The organism is Hymenobacter sp. BRD128 (assembly GCF_013256625.1).
GTDB lineage: Bacteria > Bacteroidota > Bacteroidia > Cytophagales > Hymenobacteraceae > Hymenobacter.
On sequence record NZ_CP053908.1, the window covers coordinates 4295748 to 4313857 of the forward strand.

The following is an 18110-nucleotide window of genomic DNA, read 5'->3' on the forward strand; positions in this document are numbered from 1 at the left end:
CCCGCACTTTACACGGCCGCCCTAGGCACCAGGCGCGTACAAGAAACCCGCCGGCCACCAGGGTCGTCGCTCACCCAACTCCCCAATTCGTATGAAAAATGCTCTCGCCGATTACCGCTCCCTGCTCGATGCCCTGGCCCGCTGCGTGGCCGCCTGCGAATACTGCGCCGACGCCTGCCTGAGTGAAGACAATGTAAAAATGATGGTGCCGTGTATTCGCCTTGACCGCGACTGCGCGGATATCTGCCGGGTCACGGCCGCTTTCATCGCCCGCAACTCGCCCCACGCTCCGCATATTATCAAAGAGTGCATTGAGCTGTGCCAGAAGTGCCACGATGAATGTGCCAAGCATCCGCACGACCACTGCCAGCAGTGCGCTCAGGCCTGCCAAGCCTGCCTGGAAGCCTGCCAGGCTTACGCGGCCTAGTAGCTAGCGAGACCAATAAAAAAGCCCTGCTTCTGCAAGCAGGGCTTTTTTATTGGTCTAATTGGTATTAATTAGCTCAGCGCATCCATTGACAGGCGCTCGGGCTGGAGCATGCGGCGAAACTCGCTCACCGAGCGGCCCGTCACCTGCCGAAACTGGTTGCTCAGGTGCTGGCCCGAGCTGTAGCGCAGCTGGTCGGCAATCTGCACCAGCGTCATTTCGCCGTAGCTGAGCAGCTCTTTCACGCGCTCTATCTTCATGCGAATGAGGTACTTCTCGATGGTTAGGTTGGCCGTGCGCGAAAACACCTTGCTCAGGTGCGAGTAAGTAGTCGCGAAGCGGTCGGCTAGGAAAGCCGAGGTCGTGAGCGGGGCCGGCGCAGTGCGCAGGTGCTCCAGATATTCTTGCAGCACCGCCTTAATCTGCTCGGTGAGCTGCTCGGCCCGGTCGAGCAGCACGTCGAAGCCGGCTTCGCGCAGCAGCGGGGCCACCACGCGGGGGTCAACGGGCGTGCCGGGGGCTAGCTGCGCCTGGCCCAGCGTCACCTTGGTCGGCTCGTAGCCGGCTTTCACCAGCAGATTCTGAACCGCCTCGACGCAGCGCGGGCAAACCATGTTCTTGATGTGCAGCAGATTGGTTTTCACGGACTAGAAATTAAGATACTGAAGTGGAACGACGCGGGGCTGGGGGCGGGCTAGCCGGTGGGCCGGCCCGCCGCGCCGGCGCCGGGGTAGGTGCCCCCGACCAGCTTTTACCAAACCAATGGCTGGTGGCCCAGCCAATAAACGGAATAACAGCCAGAAAAGTAACGGCTAATAAAGAAAATCCAATGAAGAAGGTTGCGCTGAACCGCCCAAAAAAACGGTCACCGAACCCGAATAAATAGCTTATCAGGCTGAAGCTCAAGACGAAGCTGATTAGCGCCAGCACGCCGGCCGGCCGCCAATTGTAGGCGGCCAGGCGGCGGCGCAGGCGCTGCGGAAGAGAAGCGGGAGCCGAACGAGCCATGCCGCAAAATTACCGCCCACGCCGCAACTGCGCCGCGCGGCCCGGTGGCTAGCAACCCGCACCGGCTTTTTGCGGTACTAGCTCCCAGGTTCGCAGCTGCGCAGTACCTTGCTTGCCTACTCTCACCGGCCGCCCGTCGGCGCTCAAACTTTTCTTTCCAATGACCCGCACTACCCGCCTGCTAGGGCTGCTTGCCACCCTGGCCCTGCCCCTCGCCGCCTGCAACACCGGCACCAAGGCCGGTGATACCAACGTTGAGCTTGGCTCAACTAAAAAGATGGTTCCTAACACCAAGCCCGCCAACGCCGGCGCCGACTCGGCCACTGCTGGCCTGGCCCGCGACACCGCGCACCGCCCCACCGGCAAGCAGATTTATAAAAATGCCGACCGCGCCATAGACCGCAACCACGACGGCATTGCCGACTAGTCGATTTCAGGGTGCCTCAGCCCACGAAAACGGCCTGCTTCAGAAAGAAGCAGGCCGTTTTCGTGGGCTGAGGCTGGCCGGGTGGGCTAGTAGAAAACCACCCCGTTGGGGCTCACCTGCACGGTGGTCGAGTCCATGAGGGTGCCGCTGGGCTGGTAGCGCAGCAGGCGGCCAGGGTTGCTGTAGTTGAGGGCGTCGGTGCCGTAGAGCAGGCCCGTAGCGGGGTCAATATCAAAGCCATAGAAGCTGCGCCGAATGAGCGGCGTGGCAGGCAGCGCCGCGTCGGTAATGCTCATGCGGTACTCGCCCTTGCCGTAGCTGTAGTAGAGCTGCGAGCCATCGGGGCTGATGCGCAGGCCGCCGCCCGAGCCCACCGTGGGGAAGGGAAAGGCCTTTTGTAGTGTGCCGGCGCTGGGGCTGGCGTTGTAGTGAAGCAAGGTGGCCGCTTGGCTGCCATAATCGGTGCTACACAATGCCCACAGGGTATTGTTTTTGTCGGCCACCACGCTGCCGGCCGGGGTGGGCACGGCAACGGTGGTGGGGGTGTTGGTGGGGGTAGCGTCGTCAATGACGGTGAGGAAGGTGCTGCCCGTATTAGGCACGTAGAGCTTGCCGCCCACCAGCACGGGCTTTTCGGGGTTGATGCCCACCGGGATGGTGCCGGTTACTTTGTTGGTAGTGAGGTCAATAATGCTGATGCGGCCGGCCGTGTACGGCGCCGGGTAGGGGCCGCCGAGCCACTCGGTTACGTAGGCGCGGCCGGGGTTGGCCACCGAGCGCACCAGGAAACGCGGCTGGTTGAGGCCCGCAATGGTGGCCGTTGACTTGAAATCGGGCAGCGACACGACCTCAATCTTGTTGCTGTTGTTGACGACCACGTAGCCTTTGGTATCTACTACCGTCATGCTTTCGACCACGCTGCCCAGCACCGCCCCGCCGTTGGCCGTGGCAAAGGCATCGGTCACGAGGTCCTTGCTCGTCTTGTCGAAGCGGCTCACCGAGCCAATGCCGTTACTGAAGTTGCCCTCGTTGATAACGAATGCGTACTGGCCCGCGCCGGTGGGCGTGGGCGAAGGCGACGGGTCGCTGTTGTGGCAGCTAGCCAGGAAACCAAGTAGCGCGGTGCTCAGCACCAAAGGGCGAAACAATTTTTTCATAGAAAGGCGACGCTAAAAAGGCGTCTTGTAAAAAGGGAAAAAGAAAATGTGTACTAGCCCCGCCAGGGCCGGCTAGCGCCAGCCCAGCCGCAGGCTGGCTAGCCAGCCGCGCGGCGGCGCGGGCCGGCCGGGATAAGCCGAATACTGCTGATTAAGAAGATTATAGCTGCGCACCGTGCCGGTGAGGTCACAGCCCGCCAGGTGCCAGGTGTAGCCCAGCGTGGCGCCCGCCACGGCGTAGGCGGGCAGGGCTGCCGTGCCCGAGGCATCGGTGTAGCGCTGGCCCACGGCGCTGGCCTGGGTGCTGAGCAGCCAGCCGCGCCACTGCTGGTCGGTGGTGAAAGAAGCCTGGTGCCGGGGTACAAACATGAGCTGCACGCCCACGGGGTCGTAGTCGGCCGGTGAGCCCTGGAGCTTAGTGGTTTGGGTGAGGCTGTAGGCGGCGCGGGCGTGCAGGCGGTAGCCCTGGCGGCGCAGGCGCAGGGCGGCGGTGGTTTCGAGGCCCTGGCTGCGCACCCGGCGCAGGTTGCGCGGCGTCCAGATGCCCTGGTCGTCGGGCATCCACTGCACCCAGTCATCCACCAGCTGATGAAAGGCGGCTACTTCGGTTTGCAGGCTAGCCAGGGTGCCCAGGCGCAGGCGGTGCTGTAGGCCACCCTCGTAGCCCTGGCCGGTTTCGGGGCGCAGGTCGGGGTTGCCGCCGGGGTGCCAGTAGCGCTCGTTCAGGGTAGGGGCGCGGTAGCTGCGCGAGGCGCTGGCCCGCAGCGTGAGCGTATGGTGGGCCGAGTCGCCGGTAGCCGTGAGGTGGCCCCCTAGCCAGTCCCACTCCAGGCCGGCCGTGGGCGTGAGGGGCGTGGCCCCGCCGGGCAGCGCCGCCGCCCGCAGGTTGGCCGACAGCCGCAGGCCAGGGCGCGGGTCATAGCGCAGCAGGGCGAAGGCGGCGGCGCGGTTCTCGCTCACCTCGCCCGGCCCGTAGCCATCGATGCGGGCGGCAAAGTGCTGCACCTCGGCTCCTAGCCGCAGGCTGCCGCGCTGGCCCAGGGCAGCCGTGTGGTCGGCCTGGGCCTGGGTGGTGTGCATGAGCGAGTGGCTGGTGGCGCCGTTGTCGCTGTAGTCGAGCACGTCCTCAAACCACGCGCCGCGCACCGACCACTGCCGCCCCGGCGCGGCCACCCGGCGGTAGCCCAGCAGCAGGCGGCGGCTCTGGTCGCGCTCGCGGGTGAGGGTGGGCGCGGCATACACGCTGGGCTGAATGTCGCGGTCGGTATCGGTGAGCCAGGCGCTGGCCGTGAGTTCGCCAGCTAGCCCCAGCTGCAGGGCCACATCCTGGCTGAAGCTCCACTGGTGGTGCAGCACCGCATTGGTGAGGGTGCGCTGCACGGGGCCGCGCGCCTCCTGCACGGTGTAGAGGTAGTCGTTTTGGGCGGTGCGCCAGCTGGCCGCGGTGCGGGCCGCCACGCCGGCGGCGGCCCCGCGCGCCTCCAGGCTGCCGCCGCGCAGCCCAAAGCTGCCCGCATCGGCTTGCACGCTGCCGCGCAGGCCGGGCCGCCAGTCGAGGTCGGTGTCGAGCAGCACGGCCCCGCCGATGGTGCCGCTGCCGTAGAGCGCGGCGGCCGGCCCGGGCTGCACCGCAATGCGCGTGGCCGCCCCCACCGGCAGAATGGCAAAATCGGCCTCGCCCAGCGACGGAATAGTGATGTTCAGTCCCTGCCACAGCACGGCGGTGTGCCGCGCCGAGGTGCCGCGCAGCGAAATCGACGCCAGCTGCCCCGGCCCATAGTTCTTGATATACAGCGGGGTGCGGGCTTCCAGCAGCTCAACCAGCGCCGCGCCCCGGTACTGGGCCAGGGCCGTGGAGTCGAGCACCAGCCGGCGGCTGCCGATGGCGAAGCGGCTCGGGCGCACGGCCCGTACCTGCGCCTCGGGCAGGCGGTGGGCGCGGGTAGTGAGTGTGTCGGCCGGGCGGGGCGTTTGGGCGCGCGCGGCGGGGCTAGCGGCCAGCAGTACCGCCAGGGCACCGAGTAGCCGCCCGCCGGCCGGGCGAGAAAACGCTGTTGCAAAGAGACTGAAAACCAACACGAACTAAATTTTCAAGCGAAAATTCAGTCCAAAACCCTGTCGAAATCCGGGGCCGAAGCCGCAAACCGCGCCGGGGCTGAGGCCGAAACCACCGGGCCCGCGCCGCCACCAGGACCGCGTCGGGCACGCTGCTTCCGTTCTCCGCCCGTCCTCCGCGAGCGCTGAACCTGTGAGTGCCCTGGCAGGTCTCCTGGCTTGCGCTGCCGGGTGGGCGGCCTTCCCGCTAGCCCGGCTATCAAGCTGATAGCCAAGGCCGGCAGTGGCGTGGGGTGCCCACCCCGATGTAGCGCGTACAGTTGCGGGGACAGCTCCGGCTTGGTACCGGATTCCCTTTTCAACCTCGCTCCCTGGATAGGAGTCTGGTCACCGTGGCGAGGGCAAAGGTACGCTGCTTTCGAGGCGTAATTAAAAACTGTCCGTCGTAGTGAGCGTAACAAAGTAGAACGGGCGAGCTTTTCTTGCCGTGTTCCGCTCGCTATGACAACCGACTTTGACCTTCCCCAAAGCAAGCCTGGCAATAGTCTTCCGCTAGCCTTCTACCAGCGCCCCAACGTGCTCACCATTGCCCGCGAGCTGCTCGGCAAGCACGTGTGCACGCTGCTCGAGGGCGAGCTGGCCACCGGCCGCATCGTCGAAACGGAGGCCTACCGGCACGAGGGCGACCCCAGCATTACCCTGCATTTGCAGCGCAAGGCCAAGCAGGCGCAGGCCTTATACCAGCCCGGCGGCCACGCCTATTTGTACACGGTGTACCGCGTGCATACCCTGTTCAATATCACCACCCACGATGCCGCGCACCCCGATGCGGTGCTCATCCGGGCCATCGAGCCGCTGCAGGGCATCGATACTATGCTGCGCCGCCGGGGCCTAGCCACGGTGGCCCGCAACCTCACCGCCGGCCCCGGCGTGCTGAGCCAGGCGCTGGGCCTCACGCCCGCCCTCAACGGGGAGCTGCTAACCGGCCCGGCTGTATGGATTGAGGACGCGGGCGAAGTGATAAGCGCTGATAATGTGCTGGCTAGCTCCCGCGTGGGCCTCGAATACGCCGGCCCCGAAGCCGCGGCGCTGCCCTGGCGCTTCCGCCTCAAAGACAGCAGGTGGACTAGCCCGGCGAAGTGAGCATAAGCAGGTTGTTATTGCGAGCGCCACGCAAGGATAAACTGATTAATGCCCCCCTCATCGCTAACTGATAACTGACAGGTGATGCCGCTCGTCCTTCACGGCGTTGTGAATGTCCCACTCGATTTCGCGCTCGAAGGGGTGGCGGCGCACCGGGCAGTCGGGCATGTGGCACAGCGAGCAGGCCGCAAATGAGCACGGGTCGGCGTGCACAAACATCTCAACCTCCACGGCCGCGAAGCGGGCGCGAATCAGCTCCTCGACTTCGTGAATCTCGGTGTGAATCTTCTCCAGCGAGTAGTAGTAGGGCATCTGCATGTGGCAGTCGATGTGCAGGTTGGCGCCGTAGCGCTGCACGCGCAGGTTGTGCACGTCTATCCAGCAGGGACGGCGCAGGCGCTGCAACTCGGCAATGACCTCGGCCACGGTGCTCAGGTCGCTCTCATCCATGAGGCCGCCCACGGCGCTGCGCACCAGCTGGTAGCCGTTGTAGAGAATAAAGGCCCCCAGCGCCAGCGCGGCGCCCGCGTCGAATTGAATAATGCCCGTGAAATGCACCAGCACCAGCGCCGCCGACGACACAATGCTCGTGAGCGCGTCGATGTAGAGGTGCTTGCCATCGCCCACCAGCGCCACCGACTGCACCCGCCGCCCGGCCCGCACCAGCCACAGCCCCAGCCCAAAATTGACCAGCGCCGTGCTCGCCAGCAAGGCCACGCCCCAGTCGGGCCGGGCCACCGGGTGCGGGTGAATGAGCCCCAGCGTGGCGCTGTACAGAATAAATACCCCCGCAATGAAGATGAGCGCGCCCTCAAAGCCAATGCTCAGGTACTCGACTTTGCCGTGGCCGTAGGGATGGTTTTCATCCTTGGGCAGGTCGGCCAGGTAGAGGCTATAGAGCGCAAAGCCGCTGGTAAACACGTTGATAATGCTTTCGAGCGCATCCGTCAGCACCACCTGCGAGTGGGTGAGGCGGTAGGCGTAGAATTTGGTGAGCACTAAGGCAATACTCACCATCAGGGAGAGCAGGCCCAGGCGCCGCTTGAGGCCGGGAGATGCGGGCATACGGGAAGGCTAGGAGCAAAAGCCCCGGCAAAGGTCGGCACGGCCGGGCTAGCCCGGCGCTGGTAAGCCAGCACCCTGGCCCAGCGCCGCAAATTCCCGCTCCGCAGCAGCAACTTTTTTGAGGCAAAACAGTATTTAGGGTAGCTTAAAAATATTTTTAGACTACCCTAAAAACGGCTTAGCTTTGCAGTCGTCCTCCCCACGCCCCTTGCCGCCTACTACTACGCTTCCTGCCACTACTGCGCCCGCCGTTGCCGAGCCGGGCTGGCGCCACGCCCGCCAGGGCACCTCGCTCAGCGAAGTCCACGCCAGCATCCCGATGCCGGGGCCGGGCGCCAGCTTCTGGCAGCGCTTCCGGGCCTACTGGGGGCCGGGGCTGCTGGTGGCCGTGGGCTACATGGACCCCGGCAACTGGGCCACCGACCTGGCCGGCGGCGCCCGCTTTGGCTACACGCTGCTGAGCGTGGTGCTGGTTTCCAACTTGTTTGCCATGCTCTTGCAGCACCTGGCGGCCAAGCTCGGTATCGTAACGGGCCGCGACCTGGCCCAGGCCTGCCGCGATAATTATTCGCGGCCGATAGCCATTGCCCTATGGCTGCTCTGCGAAGTCGCCATCGCGGCCTGCGACCTGGCCGAAGTCATCGGCTCGGCCATTGCGCTCAACCTGCTCTTTGGCCTGCCGCTGCCCTGGGGCGTGGCCATTACCACGCTCGATGTGCTGCTGGTGCTGCTGATGCAGAACAAAGGGTTTAAGCTGATTGAGAGCCTGGTGGCGGGGCTTATCTTCCTCATCTTCGCCTGCTTTGTCTACGAGATTGTGGCCTCGCACCCCGACTGGCTAGGCCTGGCCCGGGGGCTGGTGCCGCAGCCGGCGGTGGTTACCAATCCGGCCATGCTCTACGTAGCCATCGGCATTCTGGGGGCTACCGTGATGCCCCACAACCTCTACCTACACAGCAGCATCGTGCAGGTGCGCCAGATTGAGCCCACCGAGGCGGGCAAGCGCCAAGCCATCAAGTTTGCCACCATCGACAGCACGGTGGCGCTGTTTCTGGCCTTCTTTGTCAATGCGGCCATCCTGGTCACGGCGGCGGCGGCCTTCCACGGCAAGGGGCACGAGGACGTGGCCGACATTGCCGACGCCCACAAGCTGCTCACGCCGGTGCTCGGGGCGGGGGCGGCCAGTGTCTTGTTTGCCGTGGCCCTGCTAGCATCGGGCCAGAGCTCGACGCTCACCGGCACCCTGGCCGGCCAGATTGTAATGGAAGGCTTCCTCAACCTGCGGCTCAAGCCCTGGGTACGGCGGCTCCTTACGCGGCTGGTGGCGGTGGTGCCGGCCCTGGTAGTGGCCATCCTCTACGGCGAGCGGGGCACGGGCCAACTGCTGGTGTTCAGCCAGGTAGTGCTCTCGCTCCAGCTCTCCTTCGCGGTGGTGCCCCTGGTGCTGTTCACCAACGACAAGCTTAAGATGGGCGTGTTTGTGAACCGGCCCTGGGTGCGCGTGGTGGCTTGGGCCGTGGCGGGCCTCATCATGGCCCTCAATGCTTTCCTGCTCTGGCAGACGGTGGCGGGCTAGGGGTGAGATGTCCTCCTGGCGCCACCGCGCAAAACCGCCACCACACCTTGGAGGGCGCCAAAGTTGCCAGCATTGATTAGCCCACCTGAGGCGACTTAAGTAGCTTGGGTACAGCGCAACTTCGCTCAACGGATGGCCCGGCCTTTTTTATCCCGGACGTATCGGAGGCATGAAAATGCCAGTGTCGCTCTGAGCGGCGCGGCCGCCTGAACCTCTGGGCCGCGCCGTAGGTTTGTACCCCCGTGCCTCGCTCCTTGCCCCGCCTCCTGCTCCTCACCCCGCCGCTCACGCAGCTCAACACGCCCTACCCGGCCACGGCCTACATCAAGGGCTTCCTGGTAGGGCGCGGCTACGACGTGCACCAGGCCGACTTCAGCCTCGAGCTGGTGCTGCGCCTCTTCTCGCAGGCGGGCCTGACCAGGGTGTTTGACGAGCTGGAAGCCGGCGGCTACGACCTTAGCGACAATGCCCGGCGCATGCTGCGCCTGCGCCGGCGCTACGAGGCCACCATCGGGCCGGCCATCCGGTTTTTGCAGAACAAGGACCTCACGCTAGCCCCCCGCATCTGCCATGGCCGCTTCTTGCCCGAGGCCAGCCGCTTCGACAACGTGGCCGACCTCGACACGGCCTTCGGCACGATGGGCCTCACCGACCAGGCCCGCCACTTGGCCACTTTGTATTTAGAGGACCTGGCCGACCTCATCAAAGAAACCGTGGGGCCGCAGTTTGGCCTCTCGCGCTATGCCGAGAGCCTGGCCATGTCGGCCACTCACTTTGACCCGCTGCACGAAGCCCTGCAAGCCGCTCCTAACCTGGTCGATACGATGCTGCTGGAGCTGCTCGACGAGCGGCTGGCCGAGGTGCAGCCCGATATCGTGGGCTTCACCGTGCCCTTTCCCGGCAACCTCTACGCCGCCCTGCGGCTAGCCCAGCGCATCAAGCAAACCCACACCGCCATCGTGACCGTGATGGGCGGCGGCTACCCCAACACCGAGCTGCGCGGCCTCCGGGAGCCGCGCTTCTTCGACTACATCGACTACCTCACCCTCGACGACGGTGAGGGCCCTTGGCTGCGGCTGTTCGCGTATTTGCAGAACAAAAAAGACAAAAAGGAGCGTCATGCTGAGCTTGTCGAAGCATCTCTGCCGCTTCATCAGCACAGCTCGGATGAAGCGGTAGAGATGCTTCGACAAGCTCAGCATGACGAGCAGGGTAGTGATGGTCATCCTGAGGCTAGCGACGACGGCCGGCACCTGCTCCAGCGCACCTTTCTGCGCAATGAGGCCGGCCAGGTTGAGTACGTCAACTACCCGCACCCCGACATTCCGCACCCCGAGGTGGGCACGCCCGACTACTCCGACCTCCGGCTCACGGACTACCTCTCGGTGATTGAGGTGCTCAACCCCATGCACCGGCTCTGGAGCGACGGCCGCTGGAACAAGCTCACCGTGGCCCACGGCTGCTACTGGAAGCGCTGCTCGTTCTGCGACGTGACGCTCGACTACATCGGCCGCTACGAAACCGCGCCCGCCACGCTGCTCGTGGACCGCATCGAGCAAATCGTGGCCCAGACCGGGCAGACCGGCTTTCACTTCGTGGACGAAGCCGCGCCGCCCCTGGCCCTGCGCGACCTGGCCGTGGAGCTGCTCAAGCGCCGCGTCAGCATCAGCTGGTGGGGCAACATCCGGTTTGAGAAGACCTTCACGCCCGACCTCTGCCGCCTGCTGGCCGCCAGCGGCTGCATCGCCATCTCGGGCGGCCTCGAAGTGGCGTCGGACCGCCTGCTGGCCCTCATGGAGAAGGGCGTGACCCTGGCCCAGGTGGCGCGCGTCACGCAGGGCTTCACCGAGGCCGGCATCCTGGTGCACGCCTACCTCATGTACGGCTTCCCGACCCAAACTGCCCAGGAAACCGTGGATTCGCTGGAGGTAGTGCGCCAGCTCTTCGAGGCCGGTATTGTGCAGAGCGGCTACTGGCACCGCTTCTCGATGACGGCCCACTCGCCGGTGGGCAAGAACCCCGCCAAGTACCAGGTGGTGGCCACCGGCCCCGCGCCCGGCCCCTTCGCCTGGAATGACCTCTGGCACGACGACCCCCTTGGGGCCAACCACGAGCTCTTCGGCCCCGGCCTGGCCAAGAGCCTCTACAACTACCTGCACGGCGTGGCCCTGCGCGAGCCCCTCAGCTTCTGGTTCGACTTTAAGGTGCCGCGCCCCACGGTGCCGCGCCAGCTCATCCAGCAGGCCCTGGCCGAGCCCACCAAGCCCGACGCGGCCCAGCCCAACCGGCGCCTGTTCTGGCTCGGCAACGCGCCCGCGCTGCACCTCAAGCCCACCGGCGGCCCCAAAGGCCAGCCCACCACCCGCGCCATCCTCACCTGCTACGAGCAGGCCGAAGACTTCGAGGTGAAAACCACCGCCCTCATCGGCCCCTGGCTGCACGCGCTGCTCACGCGCCTCAGCACCGACTACGACACCAAAATCCTGCTCAAAGAAGCCGCCGCCAGCTTCCCCGCCGGCGCCGGCTCGTGGGAGAGCTTTCTGGCTAGCCCCGCCTGGCAGCTGCTGCGCGAAAAAGGCCTGCTGCTGGTGTAGGCCGGGGCCAGGCCGCGCCTAGCGCGCCCGCAGCCAGTCGATAACCTGGGTCTGCAAGGCGGCCTCCGTGCCTTGCCGCACCTGCTGGCGGCCCAGCAGGGCGCGGGCCTGTGCGGCATCGGCCTTGGGCTGGCTAGCCCCGTAGAGGGCGAGCAGCCGGCGGTGCTGCGCCAGGGTGTGCCAGCCCGCCCGTGTGGCCGGGGGTAGGGCAGGCAGGGCCTGCACCACCACAAAGGCCGGCCGCGAGGCGGTATTCTCGGCCAGCAGCAGTGGCAGGGAGGCCGCCGGCCGCCCACTCACCCAGGCGCCCACGCGGGCCGTATCGACGCCGGCCGTGCGGCGCAGCAGGGCCAGCGCATTGGCCAGGGCGGGGGCCGTGAGGGTATCGGCCGGGGGCAGCAGCAGCACGGTGTGGCCCTGGCGGGCTAGGGCATCGGCCCAGCTAGGGGCGGCCAGCGCCGTGCCCGGCGTAGTAAAAAAAGCGAGCCCCAGGCCCGGCAGGCTCTCATCGGCGGGGCTGAAGAGCAGGGCGGGGCCGGTGGTGCCGGCCACCTCATCGCGCCGCACGCGGTACACGGCCGGCTCCGGGTCGCCGCGCCGCACCAGCAGCAGCGGGTAGCGCACCGAGTCGAGGGTGAGGGTGCCGCGCCAGAAGTTGCCCTGGTGGCCCAGGGCCAGGGTTTCGCCGGCCCGGCCGGGCCGCGCCAGGCGCAGCGTGTCGTGGGCAAAGCTCAGGCTGTCGGCCACAAAGCTGAAGGCGGGCTGCTGGGGCAGCACCAGCTCAGCCTCGTAGTGGCCGGGGCGGGGGTGGCGCACTTCCAGCATGGCGCGCAGCTCGGGCTGGCCCGCCACTTGCAGCGCGCCGGCGTAGTGGCCGGTGGGGGCACCGGCGGGCTAGCCCGAGCTGCGTCGGGCTGGGGCTGGCAGGCCGCCAGGCTAGCCAGCAGCCAGCCCAGCAGGGGAGGGGCGCAACGAAACAAGCGGCGAAGCGGCATACGCCAAAAGTACTAGCTAGCCCGCCCCGCCAGCCCTTTGCGGTAAATAAGGTCGCGCTGCACATCCTGCCCCAGCCGGAACGCCACCGCCCCCACTTCGTGAAAGCCGAAGCGCTGGTAAAAGGCCTGGGCGCGCGTGTTGTGCTCCCACACGCCCAGCACCACGGCCGTCGCCTGGGCCGCCGCCGCCACCTCCAGGGCACGGCGCATGAGCGCGCCCCCCAGCCCGGTACCAATCCAGTCCTCCAACACGTAGAGCTGCTTGACTTCGAGCTGTCGGCTAGCGGGGGCGTCGTCGGGCAGGCCCAGCCGCGATTCCTCCTGGAGTAGGGCGTAGCCCACGGTCTGGCCCTGCATCTCGGCCAGCAGGCAGGTGCAGCGCGGGTCTTGCAGCTGGGCTAGCTGCAAGTCGGGGCCATAGGTCTCGGCCAGGTAGGCCGCCATATCCTCGGGGGTATTACTGGCCGCAAAGGTTTCGCTGAAGGTTTGGCGGCCCAGCGCCGCCAGGCGGGTGGCCGTGGCCAGGTTGGCCTTGGCCACGGCAATACGAAGGGGAGAAGACATAGGCCCGTAAAGGTCGGCAGCGCCTCCCAATCTTACTTACGCAGCTACGTGGGTCGGTGCAGCCCCACGCGCCAGCCCGCATAATTGGTGAGCGCCCCCGCGCTCAGGCCCACCAGGGTTTTGGCCAGCGGCCCGGCACCCAGCACCCCTAGCCGGCGCCAGTCATACAGCAGCACGTACAGTTGCAGGGCATAGCCAATCATGAACAATACGCCCGCCGCAATGAGTAGCCCGGCCACTATACGGCGCGAAGCGGGCGTCAGGATGACGCGGGAGGTAGGGCGACGGGCAGAAGGCATGATTGCCGACTAAACACACCGGCCCGGCGCGATGTTCCCTTGTTAAATACCCGCGCGCACGTACCTTTGCTTCACCAACACCCCCGCGAGAGTAGCTCAGTTGGTAGAGCATCAGCTTCCCAAGCTGAGGGTCGCGAGTTCGAACCTCGTTTCTCGCTCAGTAATTAACGGCCATCCGGATGCAAGTCTGGGTGGCCGTTTCAGTTTAGCTTTAGCGGCCGACAGCAGGCTAGCCGCCACCTTTTTATTGATGATAAACGAACCACCATCCCCCGCGCTGCGCACCGTCGAGGTTACGCGCTACATCACACCGCTGCGGGAGGGCGGCTCGCTGCCCGCCCTGGTCGAGGCCGACGATGGGTTTCGCTACGTGCTCAAGTTTCGGGGGGCCGGCCAGGGAATTAAGGTGCTGATTGCCGAGCTGCTGATTGGTGAGCTGGCCCGCGCGCTGGGTTTGCGCGTGCCCGAACTGGTATTTGCGGAGTTGAGCGAAGCCTTCGGCCGCACCGAGCCCGACGAGGAAATCCAGGACTTGCTGCGCGCCAGCACCGGCCAAAACCTGGCCCTGCATTTCTTGTCGGGGGCTAGCACCTTCGACCCGCTGGTAACTACCGTTGAGCCGCGCCTTGCCTCCCTTATCGTGTGGCTCGACTGCCTCACGCTGAATGTGGACCGCACCGCCCGCAATACGAATATGCTGCTGTGGCACAAAGAATTATGGCTTATTGACCACGGTGCGGCGCTCTACGTGCATCACACCGGCCCTAGCTGGGTGAAATCGGCCACCAGGCCCTTTCCTTCCGTGAAAGACCATGTGCTGCTGCCTCAGGCCACGGCCCTGGCCGCCGCCGATGCCGAAGCCCGCGCCCGCCTTACCCCCGCAGTGCTAGCGGGCATCATTGCCACCGTGCCCGATGAATGGTTTCAGGAGCCCGACCTCACCGCTGCCGAGCAGCGCGCCAACTACCAGCAGTTTTTGGAGGCGCGCCTGGCCGTTTCCGCCACCTTCACCCAGGAAGCCGACCATGCCCGCCAAGCACTTGTATGAGTACGCCGTGCTGCGCGTGGTGCCCCGCGTGGAGCGCGAAGAGTTTCTTAATGTGGGCGTTATCCTTTACTGCTCGGCTCAGGGTTTTCTGCAAGCCACCTGCGAGCTAAACGAGGCCCGCCTGCACGCCTTTGCTGGCGCGTCGCTCGACCTGGCCGATGTGCGCGCGCGCCTGCGCTCGTTCGAGCGCATTTGCCAGGGCCGGGCCACGGGCGGGCCCATCGGGCAGCTAGCCATTGCCTCGCGCTTTCGCTGGCTCACGGCCCAGCGCAGCACCATCGTTCAGACCTCACCCGTCCACCCCGGCCTCTGCGATAATGCCGCCGCAACTCTGGCTAGGCTGCACGCCGAGCTGGTTCAGTAAAGAGCTAGGCTGTCTGAGCAATTGTGCTACTTCTAGTGCGCCAGCACCCAGCCGCCGCTCGCCGCCAGCTCAATGCCCACTTCCTGGCCTGGCGCCACTCCTTCTATAGTAGCAGTACGCAGCCGTATCGTATTTTCAGGTAATTGAATTGCTACTTCGTAGAAGCTGCCAAAAAAGCGTATTGCTTGCACGATACCGGGCAGGCCTTGGCCAGTGGCTGCCAGTCGCACCTGCTCGGGACGTACCATGAGTGGGCTGGCTTGCCGGAGAGTTGGGGCCAACTGTTGCGCTTCATTTCCAACCACCAAATTATAGTCCCCAAAAAGAGCGGCGGTGTATTCGTTTACGGGGTGGCTATAGATTTCTAAAGGCGTTCCCCGCTGCACCACCTGCCCTCGCTGCAGCACCATAATTTCATCGGCCCACGATAGTGTATCCGCCGCATCATGCGATACCAACAGGCAGGTAATACCCAGTTGCTGCCCTAGCTGCTCGATAATTCCCTGCATTACCTGCTTGTGCACCCGGTCCAGATTAGAAAATGGCTCATCCAGCAATAACAAGCGAGGTGCTCCTAGCAACAGGCGCGCCAGTGCTACCCGCTGCTGCTCCCCGCCCGATAGCTCATCGGTGCGCCGGGCCAGCAAGTGGTCGATGCGGCACAGCGTATAAATAGCCTGGGCCTCACCAGCAGGACGTTTGCTGGCGTACTGTAATACCTGGACTACCCGCAAAAACTTCGGCAAATCAGACCGTTGGGATAGATAAGCCACCCCCGGATGGCCCGGTACCAAGGCTACCGCCGGCCCGCGCACCCGGCTGCCCGCAATGCGTATCTCCCCGGTACTTGGCTGCACCAAGCCCGCAATCAATTGTAGCAACGTACTTTTTCCGGCCCCGCTCTCCCCGGCCAGAGCCAGTCTTTGGCCTTGCAACTGCCTAAAGCTTAGCGGATATAATACAGTAATGCCTCTTTCTACAAAGCTGACCTCTGCTACCTCAACTAACGCCATTTCAATTTGAAAACAATAGGTAAGCAAAAGCTGCATATTGCTGCTTGCTCACAAAGCTAGGCCTATCTCTCGGGCGACACTGTACCAAGGAACACTGGCATCAAACGGACTAAGATTGGCTTGCATTGCCAATGTCATCATAGTGGGGGCCTCCACTACAAATGAAGTTGTAAACTTTCACGCCCTATTCTCAGGCACTTACTTTAATCCTGGCTAAAATTTTGACGTAGCAGCTTGCCCTAGTCAAAAGGAGCAGTACTTTTGCAGTCCCAAAACGGCAACTGGCCTTTGGGAGAGGATAAAAGCGCTTGTTTTTAGAAAAAGATTTGGGAAGGAACCTAACGGCTCGCCTACTTGTCTAATAACTCGCTTCGTAATAGTAACGAAAGATATTTCCTTTTTCAGTTGTTGCGGAGCCAAAAAAGAGTTACCTTTGCACCCCGCTTCAACCGGAGGCGGCTAGACTGAAAAAACGAGAAAAGAAAAAACCTGAAATTTTTCTTTTCAAATTTGGAAAGTCAAAAAATTCAGCTACCTTTGCACTCCCAATTAAAACAGGGCGCTGCAAACAGCGAAAAGGGGCCGCCTACTTAGCCCACCAAGTTGCTTCAACTGGAAGCAACCAACGTTCTTTGAATGACGGAAATAGACAAAAATAGGAAGGCGTTTCCAGATGCTTCGGCAAAGGAAACGACTACGTAAAATGAATTAGATTTAACTCGTCAATACGAGTCGGATTAGCACTCGACATCAGCCCATGTTCGCATGGGTGCAGGAATATTTTACAATGGAGAGTTTGATCCTGGCTCAGGATGAACGCTAGCGGCAGGCCTAATACATGCAAGTCGAACGGTCAGTAGCAATACTGATAGTGGCGCACGGGTGCGTAACACGTAACTAACCTACCTATACCTGGGGGATAGCCCGCCGAAAGGCGGATTAATACCGCATAAGGCTTTTACCTGGCATCGGGTGATAGTTAAAGATTTATTGGGTATAGATGGGGTTGCGGGTCATTAGCTAGTTGGTTGGGTAACGGCTGACCAAGGCGACGATGACTAGGGGAGCTGAGAGGCTGGTCCCCCACACGGGCACTGAGATACGGGCCCGACTCCTACGGGAGGCAGCAGTAGGGAATATTGGGCAATGGGCGAGAGCCTGACCCAGCCATGCCGCGTGCAGGACGAAGGCTTTCTGAGTCGTAAACTGCTTTTGACAGGGAAGAATAAGCTGCTCGTGAGCAGTGATGACGGTACCTGCAGAATAAGCACCGGCTAACTCCGTGCCAGCAGCCGCGGTAATACGGAGGGTGCGAGCGTTGTCCGGATTTATTGGGTTTAAAGGGTGCGTAGGCGGCCTTGTAAGTCCGGGGTGAAAGCCCGTTGCTCAACAACGGAACTGCCCTGGATACTGCGAGGCTTGAGTACAGACGAGGTTGGCGGAATGGACCGAGTAGCGGTGAAATGCATAGATACGGTCCAGAACCCCGATTGCGAAGGCAGCTGACTAGGCTGTTACTGACGCTGAGGCACGACAGCGTGGGGAGCGAACAGGATTAGATACCCTGGTAGTCCACGCCGTAAACGATGGATACTCGCTGCGGGCTAAAGATTGTCCGTGGCTTAGGGAAACCGATAAGTATCCCACCTGGGGAGTACGCCGGCAACGGTGAAACTCAAAGGAATTGACGGGGGCCCGCACAAGTGGTGGAGCATGTGGTTTAATTCGATGATACGCGAGGAACCTTACCTAGGCTAGAATGCGCGTGACCGGCTCAGAGATGAGCCTTTCCTTCGGGACACAAAGCAAGGTGCTGCATGGCCGTCGTCAGCTCGTGCCGTGAGGTGTTGGGTTAAGTCCCGCAACGAGCGCAACCCCTATGGTTAGTTGCCAGCACGTAATGGTGGGGACTCTAGCCAGACTGCCTGCGCAAGCAGTGAGGAAGGCGGGGACGACGTCAGGTCATCATGGCCCTTACGCCTAGGGCGACACACGTGCTACAATGGACGGTACAGCGGGTAGCTACTGGGCGACCAGATGCCAATCTCGAAAAGCCGTTCTCAGTTCGGATCGGAGTCTGCAACTCGACTCCGTGAAGCTGGAATCACTAGTAATCGCGCATCAGCCATGGCGCGGTGAATACGTTCCCGGGCCTTGTACACACCGCCCGTCAAGCCATGAAAGTCTGGTAGACCTGAAGCTGGTGCTCCGCAACGAAGCCAGTTAGGGTAGAACAGGTAATTAGGGCTAAGTCGTAACAAGGTAGCCGTACCGGAAGGTGCGGCTGGATCACCTCCTTTCTGGAGCAATCTCGACTCGTGACGTTTTACATTTAAAATATTTTACACAAAATATCCTCCTATTCATTGTCTATT

15 protein-coding genes, 1 tRNA gene, 1 rRNA gene and 1 riboswitch are annotated in these 18110 nt (G+C 63.5%); of the genes, 9 read left to right on the forward strand and 8 right to left on the reverse strand.

Annotated features, from left to right (window positions below; all coding sequences use genetic code 11):
• Positions 1–91: 91 nt before the first annotated feature.
• Positions 92–427, forward strand: a complete 336-nt coding sequence (locus GKZ68_RS19000; RefSeq protein ID WP_173117573.1) for a four-helix bundle copper-binding protein — start codon at positions 92–94, stop codon at positions 425–427.
• 71 nt (positions 428–498) lie between these two features.
• Here the strand turns inward: GKZ68_RS19000 and GKZ68_RS19005 are convergent, their stop codons facing one another.
• Positions 499–1071, reverse strand: a complete 573-nt coding sequence (locus tag GKZ68_RS19005; protein WP_173117575.1) for an AraC family transcriptional regulator — start codon at positions 1069–1071, stop codon at positions 499–501.
• Between the two features lie 524 nt (positions 1072–1595).
• On the opposite strand from GKZ68_RS19005, the gene GKZ68_RS19010 reads away from it, so the two are divergent.
• Entirely contained in the window at positions 1596–1862 is a 267-nt protein-coding gene (locus GKZ68_RS19010) for a hypothetical protein (RefSeq protein WP_173117576.1), read from the forward strand.
• An 86-nt stretch (positions 1863–1948) separates the two neighbouring features.
• Here GKZ68_RS19010 and GKZ68_RS19015 read toward each other — a convergent pair whose 3' ends face one another.
• A complete protein-coding gene (locus GKZ68_RS19015; protein WP_173117578.1) occupies positions 1949–3019 on the reverse strand; it encodes a YncE family protein in 1071 nt (356 codons plus the stop codon).
• A 72-nt stretch (positions 3020–3091) separates the two neighbouring features.
• On the reverse strand, positions 3092–5098 hold the full coding sequence (locus GKZ68_RS19020) for a TonB-dependent receptor (RefSeq protein WP_173117580.1): 2007 nt from the start codon (positions 5096–5098) through the stop codon (positions 3092–3094).
• Positions 5099–5260: 162 nt separating this feature from the next.
• A riboswitch (cobalamin riboswitch) is annotated at positions 5261–5484 on the reverse strand.
• A gap of 91 nt (positions 5485–5575) precedes the next feature.
• On the opposite strand from GKZ68_RS19020, the gene GKZ68_RS19025 reads away from it, so the two are divergent.
• Positions 5576–6217 carry a DNA-3-methyladenine glycosylase gene (locus GKZ68_RS19025; protein WP_173117582.1) on the forward strand — a complete coding sequence of 214 codons (642 nt, stop codon included), beginning with the start codon at positions 5576–5578 and terminating at the stop codon, positions 6215–6217.
• A 63-nt stretch (positions 6218–6280) separates the two neighbouring features.
• Here the strand turns inward: GKZ68_RS19025 and GKZ68_RS19030 are convergent, their stop codons facing one another.
• Positions 6281–7282, reverse strand: coding sequence for a cation diffusion facilitator family transporter (locus GKZ68_RS19030; protein WP_173117584.1), 1002 nt, complete (start codon positions 7280–7282; stop codon positions 6281–6283).
• Positions 7283–7490: 208 nt separating this feature from the next.
• Between GKZ68_RS19030 and GKZ68_RS19035 the strand changes: the two genes are divergently transcribed.
• Positions 7491–8858, forward strand: a complete 1368-nt coding sequence (locus GKZ68_RS19035; RefSeq protein ID WP_173117586.1) for an Nramp family divalent metal transporter — start codon at positions 7491–7493, stop codon at positions 8856–8858.
• A gap of 254 nt (positions 8859–9112) precedes the next feature.
• Positions 9113–11452: a radical SAM protein gene (locus GKZ68_RS19040; protein WP_254244070.1), complete on the forward strand. Its 2340-nt coding sequence runs from the start codon at positions 9113–9115 to the stop codon at positions 11450–11452.
• 18 nt (positions 11453–11470) lie between these two features.
• On the opposite strand, the gene GKZ68_RS19045 is transcribed toward GKZ68_RS19040, so the two are convergent.
• From GKZ68_RS19045 to GKZ68_RS19055, 3 genes are all read right to left on the reverse strand, one after another.
• Positions 11471–12304 carry a hypothetical protein gene (locus tag GKZ68_RS19045; RefSeq protein WP_173117588.1) on the reverse strand — a complete coding sequence of 278 codons (834 nt, stop codon included), beginning with the start codon at positions 12302–12304 and terminating at the stop codon, positions 11471–11473.
• Between the two features lie 155 nt (positions 12305–12459).
• Positions 12460–13011 carry a GNAT family N-acetyltransferase gene (locus tag GKZ68_RS19050; protein WP_173117590.1) on the reverse strand — a complete coding sequence of 184 codons (552 nt, stop codon included), beginning with the start codon at positions 13009–13011 and terminating at the stop codon, positions 12460–12462.
• Positions 13012–13055: 44 nt separating this feature from the next.
• Entirely contained in the window at positions 13056–13310 is a 255-nt protein-coding gene (locus GKZ68_RS19055) for a hypothetical protein (protein WP_173117592.1), read from the reverse strand.
• Positions 13311–13395: 85 nt separating this feature from the next.
• Between GKZ68_RS19055 and GKZ68_RS19060 the strand changes: the two genes are divergently transcribed.
• The 3 genes from GKZ68_RS19060 to GKZ68_RS19070 all read left to right on the forward strand — a co-directional run bounded on the left by GKZ68_RS19060 (position 13396) and on the right by GKZ68_RS19070 (position 14722).
• Positions 13396–13468, forward strand: a tRNA-Gly gene (locus tag GKZ68_RS19060).
• A 92-nt stretch (positions 13469–13560) separates the two neighbouring features.
• Positions 13561–14358 (forward strand): HipA family kinase, encoded by a 798-nt coding sequence (locus GKZ68_RS19065; RefSeq protein WP_173117594.1) that lies wholly within the window; start codon positions 13561–13563, stop codon positions 14356–14358.
• On the forward strand, positions 14336–14722 hold the full coding sequence (locus tag GKZ68_RS19070) for a DUF3037 domain-containing protein (protein WP_173117596.1): 387 nt from the start codon (positions 14336–14338) through the stop codon (positions 14720–14722). The genes GKZ68_RS19065 and GKZ68_RS19070 overlap by 23 nt, the downstream gene beginning before the upstream one ends.
• A gap of 32 nt (positions 14723–14754) precedes the next feature.
• On the opposite strand, the gene GKZ68_RS19075 is transcribed toward GKZ68_RS19070, so the two are convergent.
• A complete protein-coding gene (locus tag GKZ68_RS19075) occupies positions 14755–15771 on the reverse strand; it encodes an ABC transporter ATP-binding protein (protein ID WP_254244071.1) in 1017 nt (338 codons plus the stop codon).
• Between the two features lie 748 nt (positions 15772–16519).
• On the opposite strand from GKZ68_RS19075, the gene GKZ68_RS19080 reads away from it, so the two are divergent.
• Positions 16520–18035, forward strand: a 16S ribosomal RNA gene (locus tag GKZ68_RS19080).
• The last annotated feature ends 75 nt before the right edge of the window (positions 18036–18110 follow it).